We start from the raw sequence: 16,695 nt of genomic DNA, 5'->3' as shown, positions 1-16,695 counted from the left end.
GGGTGTTGTGAGCGGATGGTGGGCATGTCGACGCGCATGGCCGGAGCGGAGGCGGAGGTACGCCTAGTCTGGGTGGTATGACCAACCCGAACGATCCCTGGGCGAGGCGGCCGGACGACGATCCGACCCAGCACCTGGGTCAGCCGGGGGAATCGGCCACCGAGAAGCTGTCCACGGGTTACGGCCCGGCGGGTTACGGGGAGTCGACCACGGCCTATCCGGGCAACGATCCCTACGGCGGCTGGGGGGCGGGCCCCAACCCGACCCGGGAGATGCCGCTCTATCCGGAGCCTTATCAGAATCAGTGGGGTGGGTATGGTCCGCCGGGCCAGGTGCCGCCGGGGCAGCTGCCGCCCGAACCGCCGCGGCGACCGAAGAAGACCGGTATGTGGGTCGGTATCGCGGTCGCGGTCATCGTGCTGATCGGGCTCGCCGGTATCGCCGCCGGGGCGCTCTTCGGTGGCGATTCCGGCACCACGGCGAGCGACACCACGACCACCGCCCGGCCGACGCCTCGTGGACTACCGGCCGATCCGGGCGATTCGGGTCCCGCGCTCCCCAGCCTGCCCGGACTACCGGATATGCCCGATACCGGTGATGCCGAATCGGGCGGTACCACCATGGGCACCATCAGCACCAATTCCGGCGGTACGCTCACCATCAGTACACTCACCGGCGCCGAGGTCACGGTGCACACCAGCCCGTCCACTCAGGTGATATCGCTGGCCGGGGCCACCGTCGACGCGCTGCCGACCGGTGACCTGGTGATCGTGCAGGGTCAGAAGAGTCCGGACGGATCCATTCAGGCCGATGTCATCATCAGCACCGCCCTCGAAGGGGGCGGGCGATGAGAAAACCGCGGCGCGCAGTGTGGGTGCCCGGCAATACGCCGGGCGGGTCGATAGGCTAGGCGACGATGACGGCAATGTGGTTCGGGCTGGCGGCAATCACCCTCACGGGTGCGATAGTGCTGCTCTACTTCGACCGGCGCCAGCGGCAGCGGACCGGTCACGCGCGCCAGGTGTGGGCGAAAGCCCAGGGATACACCTATGTGTCGGTGGAACCGGCGCTCGCTTCGACGTGGCGGCGCGGTGCGCTGGCCAAGCTCGGGTATCTGACCGCGGTGGACGTGGTGACAGGTATCCGTAAAGGCGAGAAATTCGTCCTGCTGGATCTCGAGGATTCCGCGACCCTGGTCGCGGTCCGCCGGCAGATCGGCTCGGATATCGATGTCGATATGCGGTTGAAGACGATGAATCCGCCCAAGGACGCCGATCTCGAACTGCTCGGCGCCATCGGCGACCGCGTCGTTTTCGCGACCAACCCCGAGATCGCGCGGCATGCGGTCGATCAGCGGATGGTCGCGTTCATCGAATCGCTGGCCGATACCGTGCAGATGCTGTGGAGCGAGGGCAACTGGACTCTCGGCATGCTTCCGGTCGGGACCGCGGCCAAGGACTGGGAGACCGGTATCGACGCCGTCCTGCGGCTGTCGGGTCTGCTGCACGTGCTGCCGCCGGTCACCGAACCCCGGTCCGACGATCCCGAAGGCGGGGCTCCGCACCCGCGCGCCAGGATCCGTTCGGCGGAATACGACGACCGCGACGAGGACTTCGACGATTTCGCCGACGACCGCGAAGACGGTCGGTACGGGCGGCCGGCGCCCAATGTCCGGTACCGCCAGGACGACCCGGAGGATCTCGGCGAGCCGGGCCGGCGCGACTCCGATACCGGCGACGCTCCGCCGCGGCGGCCGAGTCTGGCCGTGGTGCCCGACGCGCGGCCGGCGAACCGGCCCGCGCGTTCGGAATCCGATCGCGATTCCGGCGCGCGGGAGCGCCGTGAACCCGCCCCCGGCGACGATCAGGATCCGCCTCGGCCCGGGGGCCCGTTCCATCCGGGGTTCCGCCCCTACCAGGGTCCGGTCCCGCAGTAGATTTCCCCGATACGCACTCCGCGCGACCTGCGACAACTCCGCGCGGAGCGCCCCCGTATCCTGCTTCGCAGGGCGCCGCAGCGGGCGCCGGGACAATACTGCCGTGACTCGCCTACGTGGGCGGAAGGACACCGATGATCGACCAGACAACGACCGACCGGGACGTTTTGGCCGGACTGGTGCGCGATTTAGCCGTCGTGCACGGCAAGGTGACGCTGTCCTCCGGTAAGGAGGCCGACTATTACGTCGACCTGCGCCGGGCGACCCTGCACCACCGGGCCGGTCCGTTGATCGGCAAACTGCTGCGCGACCTCGTCGCCGACTGGGACTTCGACGCCGTCGGCGGTCTCACCATGGGCGCCGACCCGGTCGCGCTCGCGGTGATGCACGCCCCGGGCCGGCCGATCGATGCGTTCGTGGTGCGCAAGGCGGCGAAAACGCACGGGATGCAACGACAGATCGAGGGCCCCGATGTGGTGGGCAGACGGGTTCTGGTGGTCGAGGACACGACGACCACCGGTAATTCTCCACTGACCGCGGTGCGCGCCCTGCGCGACGCGGGCGCGACAGTGGTCGGGGTGGCCACCGTGGTGGACCGCGAGACCGGCGCCGACCGGGTCATCGCCGACGAAGGTCTCGAGTACCGCTCCATCCTGAGCCTCGGGGATCTGGAGCTCGGCTGAACATCGCTGCCGAACACGGCGGCTGTTCACCGGTCCGTCCCGCTCGGTTAGCCTGAGAATCCGTCAGTACTGCAAGTGAAGGGTCGTGGAGTCGTGGTGAGCATTGCCGGCAAGAAGGGGCACGACAACGTTGCAATGCTCGGCATCGGTGCCTACCGGCCGACGCGCGTGGTCAGCAATGACGAGGTGTGCGAGGTCCTGGATTCCTCCGATGAGTGGATCTTCGAGCGCAGCGGTATCCGTAACCGCCGCTGGATCAGCGGCGACGAGTCGCTGCGATCCATCTCGGTGGCCGCGGGTCGGCGTGCGCTGCGCAACAGTGGTGTGGACCCCTCACAGATCGGCGCGCTCATCCTGGCCACCTCCAGTTGGCCGATGCTCACTCCGCACGGTGCCCCGATCGTCGCCAGCGACCTGGGGATGAACGGCATCGCCGCCTTCGACCTGACTTCCGGATGCGGTGGTTTCGGGTACGGGCTCGGCGTCGCCAGCGATATGATCCGCGCCGGTTCGGCCGAATACGTGCTGCTCATCGGGGCCGAGACCATGACCATCGGCATCGACCCGACCGACCGCGGTACGGCCTTCATCTTCGGCGACGGTGCCGGTGCGGTGGTGATCGGCCCGAGCGAGGAGAACGGGATCTCCCCGACGGTCTGGGGCAGCGACGGCGAGAACGCCGAAGCGATCAAACAGGACGTCAACTTCATCGACTACATGCAGCGGGCCCAGGACCTGCAGGGCACCGATCCCAAGGTGGAGCCGGTGGGTCGGATGGCACTGCGGATGGAGGGGCCGCGGGTATTCCGGTGGGCCGCCGTCACGCTGCCGCGGGCGCTGTCCACCGCGCTCGATGTGGCGGGAGTCTCCAAGGACGATATCGAGGTCTTCATCCCGCACCAGGCCAATGCCCGGATCAACGAGCTGATGAAGAAGAACCTGGGCCTGGCCGACGAGATCCCCATGGCGGGCGATATCGAGAACACCGGCAATACGTCCGCGGCCTCGATTCCGCTGGCCATGGAGGAGATGCTGGCCACGGGTAAGGCCAAGGGCGGTCAGCTGGCGTTGCTGCTCGGTTTCGGCGCGGGGCTCAGCTACGCGGGTCAGGTCGTCATCCTGCCGCCGGCGCCCGCCGAATCGAGCCTCTGATATGCGCCCGCTGCGGGCCGGGTACCTCGCCGCCACCGCGGTGACCGTGGCCGGGGCGCTCACCGGTCGTCAGCGGTGGCAGTGGGCGGCCAAACCGCTGATGATGCCGCTGCTCGCGGCCGATATCGCCACCAGCGGAGCCGATATCGTGCCCGCCGACCGGACCCTGCTGCTGAGTTCCCTGGGCGCCGCAACCGTCGGGGACGTACTGCTCATCGAACCCGACGACGATCGCCGGCTCATCGCCGGCGCGTCCTCGTTCGCCGTGATGCAGACCGGATATGCCGCGCTTTGGTGGCGCTACGGTGCGCGCCCGTCGCCCGCTGTCGCGGTGCCGAGGCTGCTGGCCTGGGCCGGTGCCGCCGCAATGCTGCGCGCGAAGGCGCCCGCCCTCGCCGCGCCGCTGAGCGCGTACGGCGTCACGCTGGGCACCGCGGCGGTACTCGCCTCCGACCCGGCCCTGACCGAGGACGCGAACACCGTTGCGGGGCTTAACATTCCGGGCGCCGATCCGCGCAGCCGGCTCGGGGTGGGTGCGCTGCTGTTCACGGTCTCGGACGGCCTCATCGTGTTGCGGCGGCTCTTCGCGCGCGGGGACCGGGCGCGGCGGGTGCTCGAAGCGGTGATCCTGGCGACCTACGGTGCCGCGCAGTTCCTGCTCACCGATCCGGCCGCGCACGCCCGCACACCGCTCGGCGCCGCTGCGCCCGAACAGATTTCCGCTGGTAGCGCCTAGCCTCTGCCCGATACGATCCACGCATGAGCTACCCGCCGCCCGCGTACGGCTATCCGGCGTACGGCCCGCCGCCGCCCGAGCATCCGCAGGCGACCACCGTACTGATCCTGGGCATCGTCGGAATGATGTTCTGCCAGGTCTGCGCCCCGTTCGCCTGGGTACTGGGCCGCCGGGCCCTCAACGAGATCGACGCCTCCGGCGGCACAGTCGGCGGCCGCAGCAATGTGATGGTGGGCTACGTCCTGGGCATCATCGGATCCGTGCTGCTGATCCTGGGCGTACTCGCGGTCATCGCCTACATCGTCTTCATGATCGTGCTGATCAACTCCGCCTGACCGCGCCGATCGTGCCGCAGGGTCGGCGGGACCACGCCGGTTCTTCGACCCCGCCGGTGGAGCCGCTGTGCTCCTTCGCGACCGCACCGGGGCGGGGCCCGACGCTGAATGCCATCGGCCTGTCCAGGTATACGAGGCGCGCACGCGGCCAGGGACTTCGACCGGTCCGAGGGGTTGACTTCACTGTAAGGGCGCGATATCCGGGTCGGCGGAGGGTGTGCCGTCCTGTACTTGGACCGGCCTGGGTGGGTTCACGTCACTGTAAGTGCTCAACGGCCCCACTCTATGGACGGCCAACTGCACATCACATTTCACCAGGCGGCCGTGAGGTCCGCGTGCTGGCGGACCCAGGTGTGCATGGCGATACCCGCCGCCACTCCCGCGTTGATACTGCGGGTGGAACCGAACTGGGCGATGGACACCGTGAGTACCGCCGCGTCCCGGGCGCTTTCGGTGACTCCCGGCCCTTCCTGGCCGAACAGCAGCAGGCAGCGCCGCGGCAGCCGGACGGTTTCCAGCGGTACCGAACCCGGGACATTGTCCACCGCGACCACGCTCAGGTCCTCGGAGCGGGCGAATTCGAGCAGGGCCTCGATATCGGGGTGGTGGGTGATGTGCTGGTAGCGGTCGGTGACCATGGCGCCGCGCCGGTTCCAGCGGCGGCGGCCGACTATATGCACCGCGCCGGCCGCGAAGGCATTGGCGGTGCGCACGACCGTGCCGATGTTCGCGTCGTGTCCGAAGTTCTCGATGGCGACATGGAAGGGGTGTCGGCGGCGGTCGATATCGGCCACGATCGCTTCCCGGGTCCAGTAGCGGTACGCGTCGACGACATTGCGGCGGTCGCCTTCGGCGAGCAGGACCGGGTCGAGCCGGTCGTCGTCCGGCGGTGGCCCGTCGTGCTCGGCGGCCCACGGCCCGACCCCGTTCGGGTTCTCACCCCATTCGGTCGGACCGGGTTCGGGGTCCGGATCCGGGTCGCCGGATTCCTGTCGCGCTGCCGGCTCCGGGTCCGGGGTACGCGCTGTGGCGGCTTCGGATGTCCGGAGCCGGGCGGGGCTCGGATCTGCCCCTAGCGCTGGGTTGGTCACGGCATGATCGTAGTGGGGGGCGAGCGGGGTCGTCCGGCTCGGTCCGGCCCGCCCGAAACGTATTGTGCGGCCGCGGCTTCTGGCGAACAGCCGTTCACTCGCCGCGGCGGCGCACTCGGGAGCCCGCGCGACACGCCCGGGCGTAAACCCCACTTTACGGTATGCGGGTTCCCGTTCCGGGCTTTGTCCGGCAGCAATTCCACGAGGTACGGACCGGATCGGGACGGAGTCGAACGGTTGCGCGTCGAGTCGATAACAATTGAGCGGCGGAAAAGCCGATTCGCCTGGCAATATGGGTTTCATGACCCCGCCCAGCGACGATCTCGACGTTCCCCGGCGCTCGGCCGGGCAACAGCGCAGGCCGCTGGGGGACCCCGCGACACGCTGGTCCGAGCGGGCCGACCGGGCCGAGGCCGCGATCCTGTCGCGGCACCTGCGGCCGGTGTGGTTGCTCCCGGGCACTGCGCTCGGCGTGGTGGGCTGGCCGTCCGTCCGGCGCGAGCGATTCTTCCTCACCTGGCACTACTGGTGGCAGGCCCATCTCATCGATTGCGCGGTCGACGCCGCCAACCGGGCGCCGACCATCGAACGCCGTAAACGGGTCGCCACCCTGGTCCGGTCGCATCGGCTTCGCAATATCTCCGGCTGGACCAACCGCTACTACGACGATATGGCCTGGCTGGCCCTCGCCCTGGAACGCGCGGCCCGGATCCACGACAACGAGGAGGCCGTCGGCGCGCTCGGACCGCTGGAGCAGAAGCTGTACGCCGCGTGGAACCCGGCGGTGGGGGGCGGCATCCCCCTGGCGGTGGGCGGATTTCTACAACGCTCCGGCCAACGGTCCCGCCGGTATCGCGCTGGCCCGGCTCGGCCGCCACCAGCGGGCAGCGGAAATAGCGGGCTGGATCGACGAGACGTTGCGCGATCCGGAGACGGGCCTGATCTTCGACGGTATCCATCTCCCGGCCCGTGAACTGGAACGCCCGATCTATACGTACTGTCAGGGTGTCGTACTCGGCCTGGAAACCGAGCTCGCGGTCCACACCGGCGAGCACACCCATCTCGACCGGGTGCACCGCCTGCTGGACGCCGTGGAGGATCATCTGACCGTCGAGTGCGTGGTGCGCGGCGGTACCGGCGGTGACGGCGGCCTGTTCAACGGCATCCTCGTCCGCTATCTCGCCCAGGTCGCGCTGATGCTGCCCGGCAACGAACACGAGCAACTCGCCGACCGGCGCATAGCCGCGCGCATTGTGAAGGAGTCGGCGGCCGCGGCCTGGGAGAACCGGCTCGATCTCGAGGGCGAACCGCTCTTCGGCCCCGACTGGTCGGTCTCCGCGCAATTGCCCAGCGGTAGCGGCGGCGCCGGAGGGCTCACCTCCAACGGCGCGGTCAGTTCCTCCCGGGTTCCCGAACGGGACCTATCGGTACAGCTGTCGGGATGGATGCTCATGGAAGCCGCCCATATGGTCACCGCGGCCGGCCTGTAGTTCCCGCCGGTCGTAACCGTGGCCGGGGTGGTGGGCCGCCCGGCCCGCCCGCCCCAGATCGGGTAGCGGCATGGTGTCGGCCTCGGCGGCCGCGGAATCGATATCGATATCGAAGTCCTCGGCCGGCTGAGCCATCTCCTGCCGGTACTGCCTGATTCCGATGACGGTGCCCACGATCAGGCATACCACCAGCGAACCGATCACAATGGGCATGAGCCAGGAGATGCGCTGGATGAAACCGCCGGCGTAGTACCCCATGAGCAGCAGGACCGGGGCCCAGATTATGGCGCCGATGGTGCTGGCCACGGTGTAGCGGCGATGGTCCATTCCGGCGGCCCCGGCCACCATCGGGCACAGGGTGCGCACCCAGGGAATCCAGCGGGCGATCAGCACCGCCACGAATCCGTGCCGGTGCAGCAACTCGGCGACCCGGGCCAGGTTGCGGGTATTGATATAGCGCCCGTTCTTGCGGGCGACGAGCCGGTGGCCGGTTCGCCGCCCGACCATATAGCCCACCTGGTTGCCGGCTATGGCGGCGACCATCGCACCCACCGCGAGCAGCCACACCTGGGTTTCGCCGGTGGCGTGCGAGGCCATCACGATTCCCGCGGTGAGCAGCATCGAATCGCCGGGCAGGAACAGTCCGAGAATGAACGCGCATTCCAGGAAGACGAAGGTCAGGACCACAGTCCAGACGAGCGCCGGACCGGCGGAGATCAGGGGTTCGAAGCTGCCCATCGCATGGGGCACGGACTGGGCGCTCACCACTTACCGAACAGGAGAATCGTTCGCGCCGACCGGTCCGGCGTGGTGCACCACCGGCAGGGGCATGGTGCTGTCGACCTGACCGGGCAGATCCATGGCCGGAAGCTCCGCGGTCGAGGTCAGTGCGCCGTTCGTGGCTGCTTTGTCCGCTTTGCGGCCGAGCAGCTTCTTGGCCACCGCGCTGATGCCCGGCAGGATCGAGATGAACACGATGAGGAGGAAGATCGCCTCGACGTGATCGCGAATGAAGGCGACATTGCCGAGGAAATAGCCGAGCACGGTCACCCCGCCGCCCCAGGCGATGGCGCCGACGATATCGAAGGCGACATAGCGCCGGTAGCTCATCTTGGAGACACCGGCCAGTACCGGCATGAAGGTCCGGACGATCGGGACGAATCGGGCCAGGATGATCGTTTTGGGGCCGTGCTTCTCGAAGAATTCGTGTGTTTCGGTGACATAGCTCTTCTTGAAGAAGCGCGTGTCCTCTTTGTTGAACAGCGCGGGACCGATGGCCCGGCCGATCCAGTATCCGCATTGATCACCGGCGAAAGCGATGAAGACGACGGCCGGGACCAGCACCCAGATCGATACCGGCGGATTCGGCTGGGCGGCCAGCAGACCACCGGTGAACAGCAACGAGTCACCGGGGAGCAGGGGGAACAGCAGTCCGGTTTCGATGAAGACGATCACCATGATGGCCGGTAGCACGGCATTCTTCAGCCAGGTCTCGGTCAACAGGTGCATCGGGTCGAGCAGTTCGGTCAGAGCCAGATTGCTCGTCACCGCGTCGGTAGCTGCCAGCGCAATCACCCGGCCCACAGTACCGGTTACATCGACCGCTGTAGGGTGCGGCGGCGCAAACAATCCCCTTATACCGGAGGAAACCTGCCTGCCTTAGGGTATGTGCAGAAACAGACAATCCCACGTCTGCCGCACAACACGGAGGTCTTCACAGTGCCGATCGCGACTCCGGAGGTCTACGCCGAGATGCTCGGTCAGGCCAAGGCGAACTCTTTTGCCTTCCCGGCCATCAACTGCACATCATCGGAGACGATCAACGCGGCGATCAAGGGTTTCGCCGAGGCGGGTAGTGACGGGATCATCCAGTTCTCCACCGGTGGCGCGGAATTCGGTTCCGGCCAGGGGGTGAAGGATATGGTCACCGGGGCGGTGGCGCTGGCCGAATTCGCCCATGTGGTGGCCGCGAAGTACGACATCACCATCGCGCTGCACACCGACCACTGCCCCAAGGACAAGCTGGACGGATTCGTCCGGCCGCTGCTGGCCATCTCGCAGGAGCGGGTGGACGCCGGGCAGAATCCGCTGTTCCAGTCGCATATGTGGGACGGTTCGGCCGTGCCGATCGACGAGAACCTCTCCATCGCGCAGGAGCTGCTGTCCGCCGCGGCCGCCGCGAAGATCATTCTCGAGGTCGAGATCGGTGTCGTCGGCGGTGAGGAGGACGGCGTCGAGGCCGAGATCAACGAGAAGCTCTACACCTCGCCCGCCGACTTCGAGAAGACCATCGACGCGCTCGGCGCGGGCGAAAAGGGCAAATACCTGCTCGCCGCCACCTTCGGCAATGTGCACGGTGTGTACAAGCCGGGCAATGTGGTGCTCAAGCCCGAGGTGCTGGCCGAGGGACAGCGGGTGGCCGCGGCCAAGCTGGGCCTGGCCAATGACGCCCAGCCGTTCGATTTCGTGTTCCACGGCGGTTCCGGGTCGCTGAAGTCGGAGATCGATGATTCGCTGCGCTACGGCGTGGTGAAGATGAACGTCGACACCGACACCCAGTACGCGTTCACCCGGCCGGTCGCGGCCCATATGTTCAGCAACTACGACGGTGTGCTGAAGATCGACGGCGAGGTCGGCAACAAGAAGGCCTACGATCCGCGCAGCTACCTGAAGAAGGCCGAGCTGTCGATGGCCGAGCGGGTGGTGCAGGCGTGCAACGACCTGCGGTCCGCCGGGCGTTCCATCAGTGCCTGATTCCTTCGCACCGCCCGTAGCCAGATGACAGTCGATCTCCGCGTGCTGGGGCCCGTGCGCCTACTGGTGGGCGGTGAGCCGGTGCCGGTCGGCGGGCCCAAGCCTCGGGCACTGCTGGCCGCACTCGCGGTGAACCGGCGCCGGGCCGTCTCCTCGGCCACCCTGGCCGATATGGTCTGGAACGAGGAGCCGCCGGATGCCTACGCGGCCAGTCTGCAGGTGTTCGTTTCGAATATCCGCAAGGCGCTGCGCAATTCCGGCGTCGACCCGGCGGCTGTCCTGCGCACGGAGTCCTCGGGCTATCGGCTCGAGATCACCGACGAGGCCTGCGACCTGGGCCGGTTCGAAGCCGCCCGGGACGCGGGCACCCGGGCGTCGGGGGTCGGCGATCACGCCTCGGCGTCCCGGCTGTTCGCCACCGCCCTGCGTGAGTGGAACGGCCGGGCGCTGTCGGATCTGGCCGGGCTCGGTTTCGCCGACAGTTTCGCCACCGCCATGGAGGAGGAACGGCTGCTGGCGGTATCGGCGCGATTCGACGCGGAAATCGCGTGCGGCCGGGCCGCCGCCGTGATCGGCGAACTGGTCGCGCTCACCAGCGAGCACCCGCTGCGGGAACCGCTGTGGGCCCAGCTCATCACCGCGCTCTATCTGTCCGAACGCCATGCCGACGCGCTGGAGGCATGCCGGCGGGTGCGGGCGGTACTGGCCGAGGAACTCGGTATCGACCCCGGGCCCGCGCTGGTGGAACTGGAACGGCGGGTGCTGCGCCAGGAGCCGCTGAGCACCGTCGAGCTGAAGAGCGTCGAGCGGATGGCCGCGGCCATGACCGATACGGTCACCGAGGTGCCGCGCACCGTGCGCAGCGGTCAGCTGCGGTTACCGGACGGGCGGACGGTAGTGGTGGCCCACGGCGGCTTCCGGATCGGACGGATGACCGACAACGATCTGATCCTCGACGATCCGAAGGCCAGCCGGTACCACGCCCAGATCAAATTGGGCCGGGCCGGGCTGCTGATCGAAGACCTCGACTCGGCCAACGGGGTCTTCGTCAACGAGCAGCCGATAGATTCCACGCTGCTGGCCGACGGCGACGCGATCCGGATCGGCAATACCGTGCTGGCCTTCCAGGCCGTGCGCTGAGGCCTCAGCCCAGGACGTCGTGGCGCACGATGGTCTGCTCGCGGCCCGGTCCGACCCCGATGCAGGAGATCCGGGCGCCCGAGAGCTCCTCCAGCCGCAGCACATAGGCCTGGGCATTGGCGGGCAGTTCCTCGAAGGTCCGCGCCCCCGAGATGTCCTCCCACCAGCCGGGCATCTCCTCGAAGATCGGTTTGGCGTGATGGAAACCGGTCTGGGTGGTCGGCATCTGCTCGACCCGTTCGCCGTCCACCTCGTAGGCCACGCAGATCGGCACCCGGTCCAGGCTCGACAGCACGTCGAGTTTGGTGAGGAAGTAGTCGGTGATGCCGTTGACCCGGGTCGCGTAGCGGGCGATGACCGCGTCGAACCAGCCGCAGCGGCGCGCCCGGCCGGTGGTGACGCCGACCTCCCCGCCCGTCTTGGCCAGGTAGGCGCCCGATTCGTCGAACAGTTCGGTCGGGAAAGGACCGGAACCGACGCGGGTGGTGTAGCACTTCAGGATGCCCAGCACCGTGTCGATCTGGTTGGGCCCGATCCCCGCGCCCACCGCGGCGCCGCCGGCGGTCGGGTTCGACGAGGTGACGTAGGGATAGGTGCCGTGGTCCACATCCAGCAGGGTGCCCTGCGAGCCCTCGAGGAGCACGGTCTCGCCGCGTTCGATGGCCAGGTTCAGTTCCAGCCGGGTATCGCTGATGCGGTGCGCGAACCGCTCGGCCTGGCCGAGTACCTCCTCGACCACCTGCTGCGGGTCCAGCGCGCGCCGGTTGTAGATCTTGACCAGGACCTGGTTCTTGAACTCGAGCGCCGCCTCCACCTTCTGGGTGAGGATCTTCTCGTCCAGTACATCGGCGACCCGGACCCCGACCCGCGCCACTTTGTCCTGGTAGCAGGGACCGATACCGCGGCCCGTGGTGCCGATCTTGTTGTTGCCGAGGAACCGTTCGGTGACCTTATCGATGGCCACGTGGTACGGCATGATCAGATGCGCGTCGGCGGAGAGCAGTAGACCCGAGGTGTCGACACCACGATCCTCCAGCCCGGCGAGTTCGTCGAGCAACACACCGGGGTCCACGACCACGCCGTTGCCGATGACGTTCTTGACGCCGGGCGTCAGGATGCCGGACGGAATGAGGTGCAACGCGAAGTTGTCGCCGTTGGGCAGCACCACGGTATGGCCGGCATTGTTACCGCCCTGGTACCGCACCACCCACTGCACGCGGCCCCCGAGTAGATCGGTGGCTTTGCCCTTGCCCTCGTCACCCCACTGGGCGCCGATGAGGACGATTGCCGGCATGGTCGTGTCTCCTACGGTTCGACGCGCAACACTCGAGTGCTGCAGCTACCTGCCGTAATGCGGAGGAAGCCGGGAGCACAGTCTAGCCGAGACCGCGCGGGCGCCGGGGAACGGTCGCCGGGGCCGGGCCGTTGCGCGGGTCGCCACCGGGCACCCTTTACACTCATGGGTGACCGGTCCGAGGGAGGGTGTTGGGCGTTTGAGTACCCAGGTTCTCCGCTGTGCCGACGCACCGGTACCCATCGCCCTCGCGGCGCTACCCACTGCGCAGACCGGGGCAATACCGGACACCGGGCTGATAGACGAGCTCCTGCCGGTGCTGGCGGCCGACAGCCTGCCGCGTTTGATCGTGCTGGGCGGCGACGCGGCGCTGGCCGCTGTGCTCACCCATCTGATGCGCACCGAGCGTTTGCACGTGGAAGTCGGCTACGTCCCCTTGGAGCGGACCTATGCCGCCCAGGCCTATGACCTCGATACCGGTAACGCCGCGGCGAAACGGGCGCTCGAGGGTTCGGCCTCCGAGACTCCGCTGGTACGCGACGACACCGGCACCGTCCTGGTGGGCCGCGCCAAGATCACCGGCCCGGACGGCGGCCAGCTGACCGGTGAGGCCTATGTCGACGACACCCGCCTGTTCTCCGGCACGATCCGGGCCATGTTCGTCACCCCCACGCTGGAGCTGCCGGGAGTCCGGGCCAGTTACCCGCGCCGCTTCCGGCGCCGTCGCTGGACCCCCGGGCGCGCCGCGCAACTCGGCACACCGGGCGCGGTGATCAATCGCGACGGTATCCAGAGCGACCGGGTGGTGCCGCGGTCGACGTTCTACCGGCATCACGAACCGTGGCTGCTGGTCCGCTGATGCGATACCCCCGCTCGCGCGCCGGCCTCCGCCGTTCGGGGGCTACCCGGTTCGGGCCGACTGTGCTCAGGGGGCGGGGATGGCGCCTCCGCCGGCGCGCCGGCCTCCGAAGTGCGGTGGTCGCTCGGTCGGGCCGGTTCGAGCCTGCTGCGACGGAGTGGCAACGACGCACGCGTCGTCGGCGGGTCGGGTTCGGAGTACCTGAGGGTGGGCGGCCGTGACCCGCGGCGTCCCGGCCCTGCGGCGCGGTGCGATACGTCCTAGCCCGGTGTTCCTGCTGGTCGTGGCCCTAGCGGTGGTCGGCGGCGTGCTCGCCTGGGACGCGGACCTGGATTCCGTCCGGGCAAAGGCCGGGGTTTTCGTGCTGGTGGTGTTCGGCTGGGTGGTGAGCCTGTGCCTGCACGAGTTCGCCCACGCGTATATCGCCTGGCGGGCCGGGGACCGCGAGGTGGAACTGCGTGGCTACCTGACCCTGAACCCGCTCAAATACAGTCATCCGCTGCTGTCGATCGTGCTGCCGATGGTGTTCATCGCGCTCGGCGGTATCGGGCTGCCCGGCGGGGCCGTGTACGTGCACACCCATCAGGTCCCGCCCCGTACCCAGCGGCTGATCAGTGTGGCGGGCCCGGCCGTCAACGCGGTGTGCGCGGTGGTGCTGCTGCTGGTCGTGCGATTCTTCGGCAGCGCGCAGGAACACCCGGCGTTCTGGTTCGGGCTCAGCTTCCTGGCCTTCCTGCAGGTGACCGCGACACTGCTGAACCTGCTGCCGATACCGGGCCTGGACGGCTACGGCGTGGTGGAGCCGTCGCTGAGCTACCAGACGCGGCGCGGGTTGGAGCAGTTCAAACCCTTCGGCATGCTCATCCTGTTCGCCCTGCTGTTCACCCCGGCGATCAATCAGGTCTTCTTCGACGCCGTGTACGCGCTCTACGACCTGTCCGGGGTATCGGAGCAGTGGTCGCGCTACGGCGGATATCTGACGAGGTTCTGGGCGTAGCCGATCCGAGAGGGCCCGCCCGGCGCGGCGCCGGCCGGACGGGCCCGGATTCCCCGCCCGGGCCGGCGTCCGGGTATCCGAAACATTCGGCGCTGACGCGCCGTCCGTCGGCGACGCGGCGCACGGGAGGGGTCCGACCGAACCGGCTGTGGGCCGGTGCGGTCACGTTTCACATTAGTGGAGACCGGCCGCCGCGGCACAGGTAGTCGACTACTCGAATAGCGGTCGTGACCGGGCGACCAGGCCCCCGCGACCCGCGATCACGGCTCCGGGAGGTTCCGGCAACCAGGCAGCGAACGATAGCGCGTGTCCGGTAACTAACCGACCGTGTCCGCAGGCCGATTCGTCGGTGTCACATAGGGATTGGGTACGGTGGGCGGGAGCAGCGCCAAGGCGGAAACGCGCTGCACCCCGCAGACCTGCAGCAGGTCTACCAGCGTGGACCGGATCTGGGCGAAGACCACATGTGCCGACAGCCCGGCCCCCGCAACCAGTTCCGGGCGTGCCTGTTTGGCCACCGAACGCAGCACGCGGGCGGCCTCCGCGCGGTCGGGTTGTTCACCCGGATCGGTGAGTATCATCCGCCGGACCACCTCGACCGCGGCGGCCAGCTGCTCCACTTCCTCGATCAGGCCCGGATTGAGGATCTCGTCGTCACGCACCAGGGTCAGTGAGCGGCGCAGCAGCACCCGGGTGTTGCGGACCGCGTTGTCCAGCGGATCGGCGGCGGCCCGCAGGCGTTCCAACCGGCCGCGCGAATTCCAGTACAGCGGAGATATGCGGCTCACCTCGCGGCCGCCCTCGAGCGATTTACGCAACGAATCGAGCTGCGCCTGGGTGGCCCGCACTGCGGTGAGCGCGGTGTGCACCTTGCCGGGGTCCTGTTCGAGCAGGCCGTGGGCGCCGTCGGTGAGCGATTTCGCCATCACGCCCAGAATCGCGGCCGCCTGCTCCCGGGCCCGGCGCACCGGATGCAACGGCAGTGCGGCGACGACCACCACCCCGACCAGCCCCCCGATCAGCGCGTCCACCATGCGCGAGAGGCCGGCCCCGGTGTCCGGCGGCATCAGGGTGGCCACCAGCACGGCCGAACCCGAGGCCTGGATACCGATGATGGCCCCGCCGTCGAGGAACACCGCCAGGGCCATGGCCACCGCCACCACCAGGGCGATCTGCCACACCCCGGTGCCAACCCGGGAGATGAACAGATCGCCGACGCCGATACCGACGGCGACCCCGACCACCAGTTCCAGCGAGCGGCGCAGCCGTGCGCCGAAGGCGGTGCCGATGGACACCACCGCGGCGGTCGGCGCGAAGAAGGGCAGCGCGTGGCCGACCACGTCCTTGGCCAGGAACCAGGCCAGCGCCGCCGCCAGCGAGCACTGCAGAATCGGGATCGCCGAGAGGCGGAGCCGCTTCCAGGACCGCCGCATCCGGTCGGTACCCCTGGCCCGGGCTCGGCCCATCGGGGACTTCGGGTCGATCAATGCTCCGGGTTCGTTCAGCCCAGACCCAGTTCCCCGGCCGCCCGCGGATCGCAATCCTCGAGCAGGTCCAGGCAGCGGGCGTATTCGTCGGATTCCCCGATGGCCTTGGCCGCCCGGGCCAGTGCCGCGACACTGCGCAGGAAGCCACGGTTCGGTTCGTGCTCCCACGGGACCGGGCCGAAGCCCTTCCAGCCGTTGCGGCGCAGCAGGTCCAGCCCACGGTGGTAGCCGGTCCGGGCGAACGCGTAGGCGGCGACCACATCGTGGTTGACCGGCTCCGCGGCCTCGTCCGCGCGCTTCAACGCGGCTTCGGCCAGGGTCGCCCAGGCGATCGACGCGGCGGGATTGTCGGCCGCGACGCGCACCGGATCGGTGCCGGCGTCGAGCGCGTCCTCCGCGTCGTGTAGTTCAGGAAGGAGTACCGGTTGCGGGCCGAGCAGATCACCGAACGAGGTCATGGGCTTCATTGTGCACGGGTATCGGGAATGCTCGATAGGCTGGCCATCTACGTCACATTCTGTTAGCCAGCAACGAGGGGTATAGGTGTCGCACCCGACCGACGACAAGGAACCGATCCGCTCCGAATCCGACTCCGGCGGCGACTCCCGCGCGGGTTCTACCGCCGGGGAGAAGCCGCGGACGTCCGAAACCGGATCGCAGCCGTCGCGGGCAACGGATGCGGCGAGCGGTGGGGACCCGACCGGACAAGCGGGGGCGACCGGCGAAGCGGAACCCGGCGAG

The 16,695-nt window shown here is 68.5% G+C and carries 15 protein-coding genes and 2 pseudogenes; 11 read left to right on the top strand and 6 right to left on the bottom strand.

Going from position 1 to position 16,695, the window contains the following annotated elements; genetic code table 11:
- Window positions 1–77: 77 nt before the first annotated feature.
- From ON38_RS23885 to ON38_RS23860, 6 genes are all read left to right on the top strand, one after another.
- The gene (locus ON38_RS23885; RefSeq protein ID WP_039827186.1) at window positions 78–851 is read left to right on the top strand and encodes a DUF5666 domain-containing protein; all 774 of its coding nucleotides are present in this window, start codon (window positions 78–80) and stop codon (window positions 849–851) included.
- A gap of 74 nt (window positions 852–925) precedes the next feature.
- On the top strand, window positions 926–1,936 hold the full coding sequence (locus tag ON38_RS23880) for a TtfA family protein (protein WP_039827185.1): 1,011 nt from the start codon (window positions 926–928) through the stop codon (window positions 1,934–1,936).
- 134 nt (window positions 1,937–2,070) lie between these two features.
- Window positions 2,071–2,619: an orotate phosphoribosyltransferase gene (pyrE, locus tag ON38_RS23875; RefSeq protein WP_039827184.1), complete on the top strand. Its 549-nt coding sequence runs from the start codon at window positions 2,071–2,073 to the stop codon at window positions 2,617–2,619.
- A gap of 93 nt (window positions 2,620–2,712) precedes the next feature.
- Window positions 2,713–3,771: a beta-ketoacyl-ACP synthase 3 gene (locus ON38_RS23870; protein ID WP_039827183.1), complete on the top strand. Its 1,059-nt coding sequence runs from the start codon at window positions 2,713–2,715 to the stop codon at window positions 3,769–3,771.
- Window position 3,772: 1 nt separating this feature from the next.
- The gene (locus tag ON38_RS23865) at window positions 3,773–4,507 is read left to right on the top strand and encodes a lysoplasmalogenase family protein (protein WP_051165107.1); all 735 of its coding nucleotides are present in this window, start codon (window positions 3,773–3,775) and stop codon (window positions 4,505–4,507) included.
- A gap of 23 nt (window positions 4,508–4,530) precedes the next feature.
- On the top strand, window positions 4,531–4,842 hold the full coding sequence (locus ON38_RS23860; RefSeq protein ID WP_039827182.1) for a DNA translocase FtsK 4TM domain-containing protein: 312 nt from the start codon (window positions 4,531–4,533) through the stop codon (window positions 4,840–4,842).
- A gap of 311 nt (window positions 4,843–5,153) precedes the next feature.
- Here the strand turns inward: ON38_RS23860 and ON38_RS23855 are convergent, their stop codons facing one another.
- Entirely contained in the window at window positions 5,154–5,933 is a 780-nt protein-coding gene (locus tag ON38_RS23855) for a TrmH family RNA methyltransferase (protein ID WP_083873045.1), read from the bottom strand.
- Between the two features lie 301 nt (window positions 5,934–6,234).
- On the opposite strand from ON38_RS23855, the pseudogene ON38_RS23850 reads away from it, so the two are divergent.
- A pseudogene (locus tag ON38_RS23850) lies at window positions 6,235–7,423 on the top strand (glycoside hydrolase family 76 protein).
- Between the two features lie 102 nt (window positions 7,424–7,525).
- On the opposite strand, the pseudogene ON38_RS23845 reads toward ON38_RS23850, so the two are convergent.
- Window positions 7,526–8,161 (bottom strand): annotated as a pseudogene (locus tag ON38_RS23845) (DedA family protein); the annotation flags it as partial.
- A 30-nt stretch (window positions 8,162–8,191) separates the two neighbouring features.
- Complete coding sequence (locus tag ON38_RS23840) at window positions 8,192–8,932, bottom strand: DedA family protein (RefSeq protein WP_245564174.1); 741 nt, start codon at window positions 8,930–8,932, stop codon at window positions 8,192–8,194.
- Between the two features lie 210 nt (window positions 8,933–9,142).
- Between ON38_RS23840 and fbaA the strand changes: the two genes are divergently transcribed.
- Window positions 9,143–10,177, top strand: a complete 1,035-nt coding sequence (gene fbaA / locus ON38_RS23835; RefSeq protein WP_039827225.1) for a class II fructose-bisphosphate aldolase — start codon at window positions 9,143–9,145, stop codon at window positions 10,175–10,177.
- A 24-nt stretch (window positions 10,178–10,201) separates the two neighbouring features.
- The gene (locus ON38_RS23830) at window positions 10,202–11,317 is read left to right on the top strand and encodes a BTAD domain-containing putative transcriptional regulator (RefSeq protein ID WP_039827181.1); all 1,116 of its coding nucleotides are present in this window, start codon (window positions 10,202–10,204) and stop codon (window positions 11,315–11,317) included.
- Between the two features lie 4 nt (window positions 11,318–11,321).
- Here ON38_RS23830 and ON38_RS23825 read toward each other — a convergent pair whose 3' ends face one another.
- Window positions 11,322–12,611: an adenylosuccinate synthase gene (locus ON38_RS23825; RefSeq protein WP_039827180.1), complete on the bottom strand. Its 1,290-nt coding sequence runs from the start codon at window positions 12,609–12,611 to the stop codon at window positions 11,322–11,324.
- 199 nt (window positions 12,612–12,810) lie between these two features.
- On the opposite strand from ON38_RS23825, the gene ON38_RS23820 reads away from it, so the two are divergent.
- Both ON38_RS23820 and ON38_RS23815 read left to right on the top strand, forming a co-directional pair.
- The gene (locus ON38_RS23820; RefSeq protein WP_039827179.1) at window positions 12,811–13,470 is read left to right on the top strand and encodes a hypothetical protein; all 660 of its coding nucleotides are present in this window, start codon (window positions 12,811–12,813) and stop codon (window positions 13,468–13,470) included.
- A gap of 217 nt (window positions 13,471–13,687) precedes the next feature.
- Window positions 13,688–14,467 (top strand): site-2 protease family protein, encoded by a 780-nt coding sequence (locus tag ON38_RS23815; RefSeq protein WP_039827178.1) that lies wholly within the window; start codon window positions 13,688–13,690, stop codon window positions 14,465–14,467.
- A gap of 317 nt (window positions 14,468–14,784) precedes the next feature.
- Here ON38_RS23815 and ON38_RS23810 read toward each other — a convergent pair whose 3' ends face one another.
- Window positions 14,785–15,900 (bottom strand): FUSC family protein, encoded by a 1,116-nt coding sequence (locus ON38_RS23810; RefSeq protein WP_036515570.1) that lies wholly within the window; start codon window positions 15,898–15,900, stop codon window positions 14,785–14,787.
- Window positions 15,901–15,968: 68 nt separating this feature from the next.
- Window positions 15,969–16,412 carry a DUF3151 domain-containing protein gene (locus ON38_RS23805; protein ID WP_039827177.1) on the bottom strand — a complete coding sequence of 148 codons (444 nt, stop codon included), beginning with the start codon at window positions 16,410–16,412 and terminating at the stop codon, window positions 15,969–15,971.
- Window positions 16,413–16,695: the final 283 nt, after the last annotated feature.

It is taken from the genome of Nocardia testacea NBRC 100365, from assembly GCF_000308775.1.
GTDB lineage: Bacteria > Actinomycetota > Actinomycetes > Mycobacteriales > Mycobacteriaceae > Nocardia > Nocardia testacea.
Note: the sequence above shows the minus strand (reverse complement) of the source record. Positions and strands in the feature narration are given on the sequence as shown.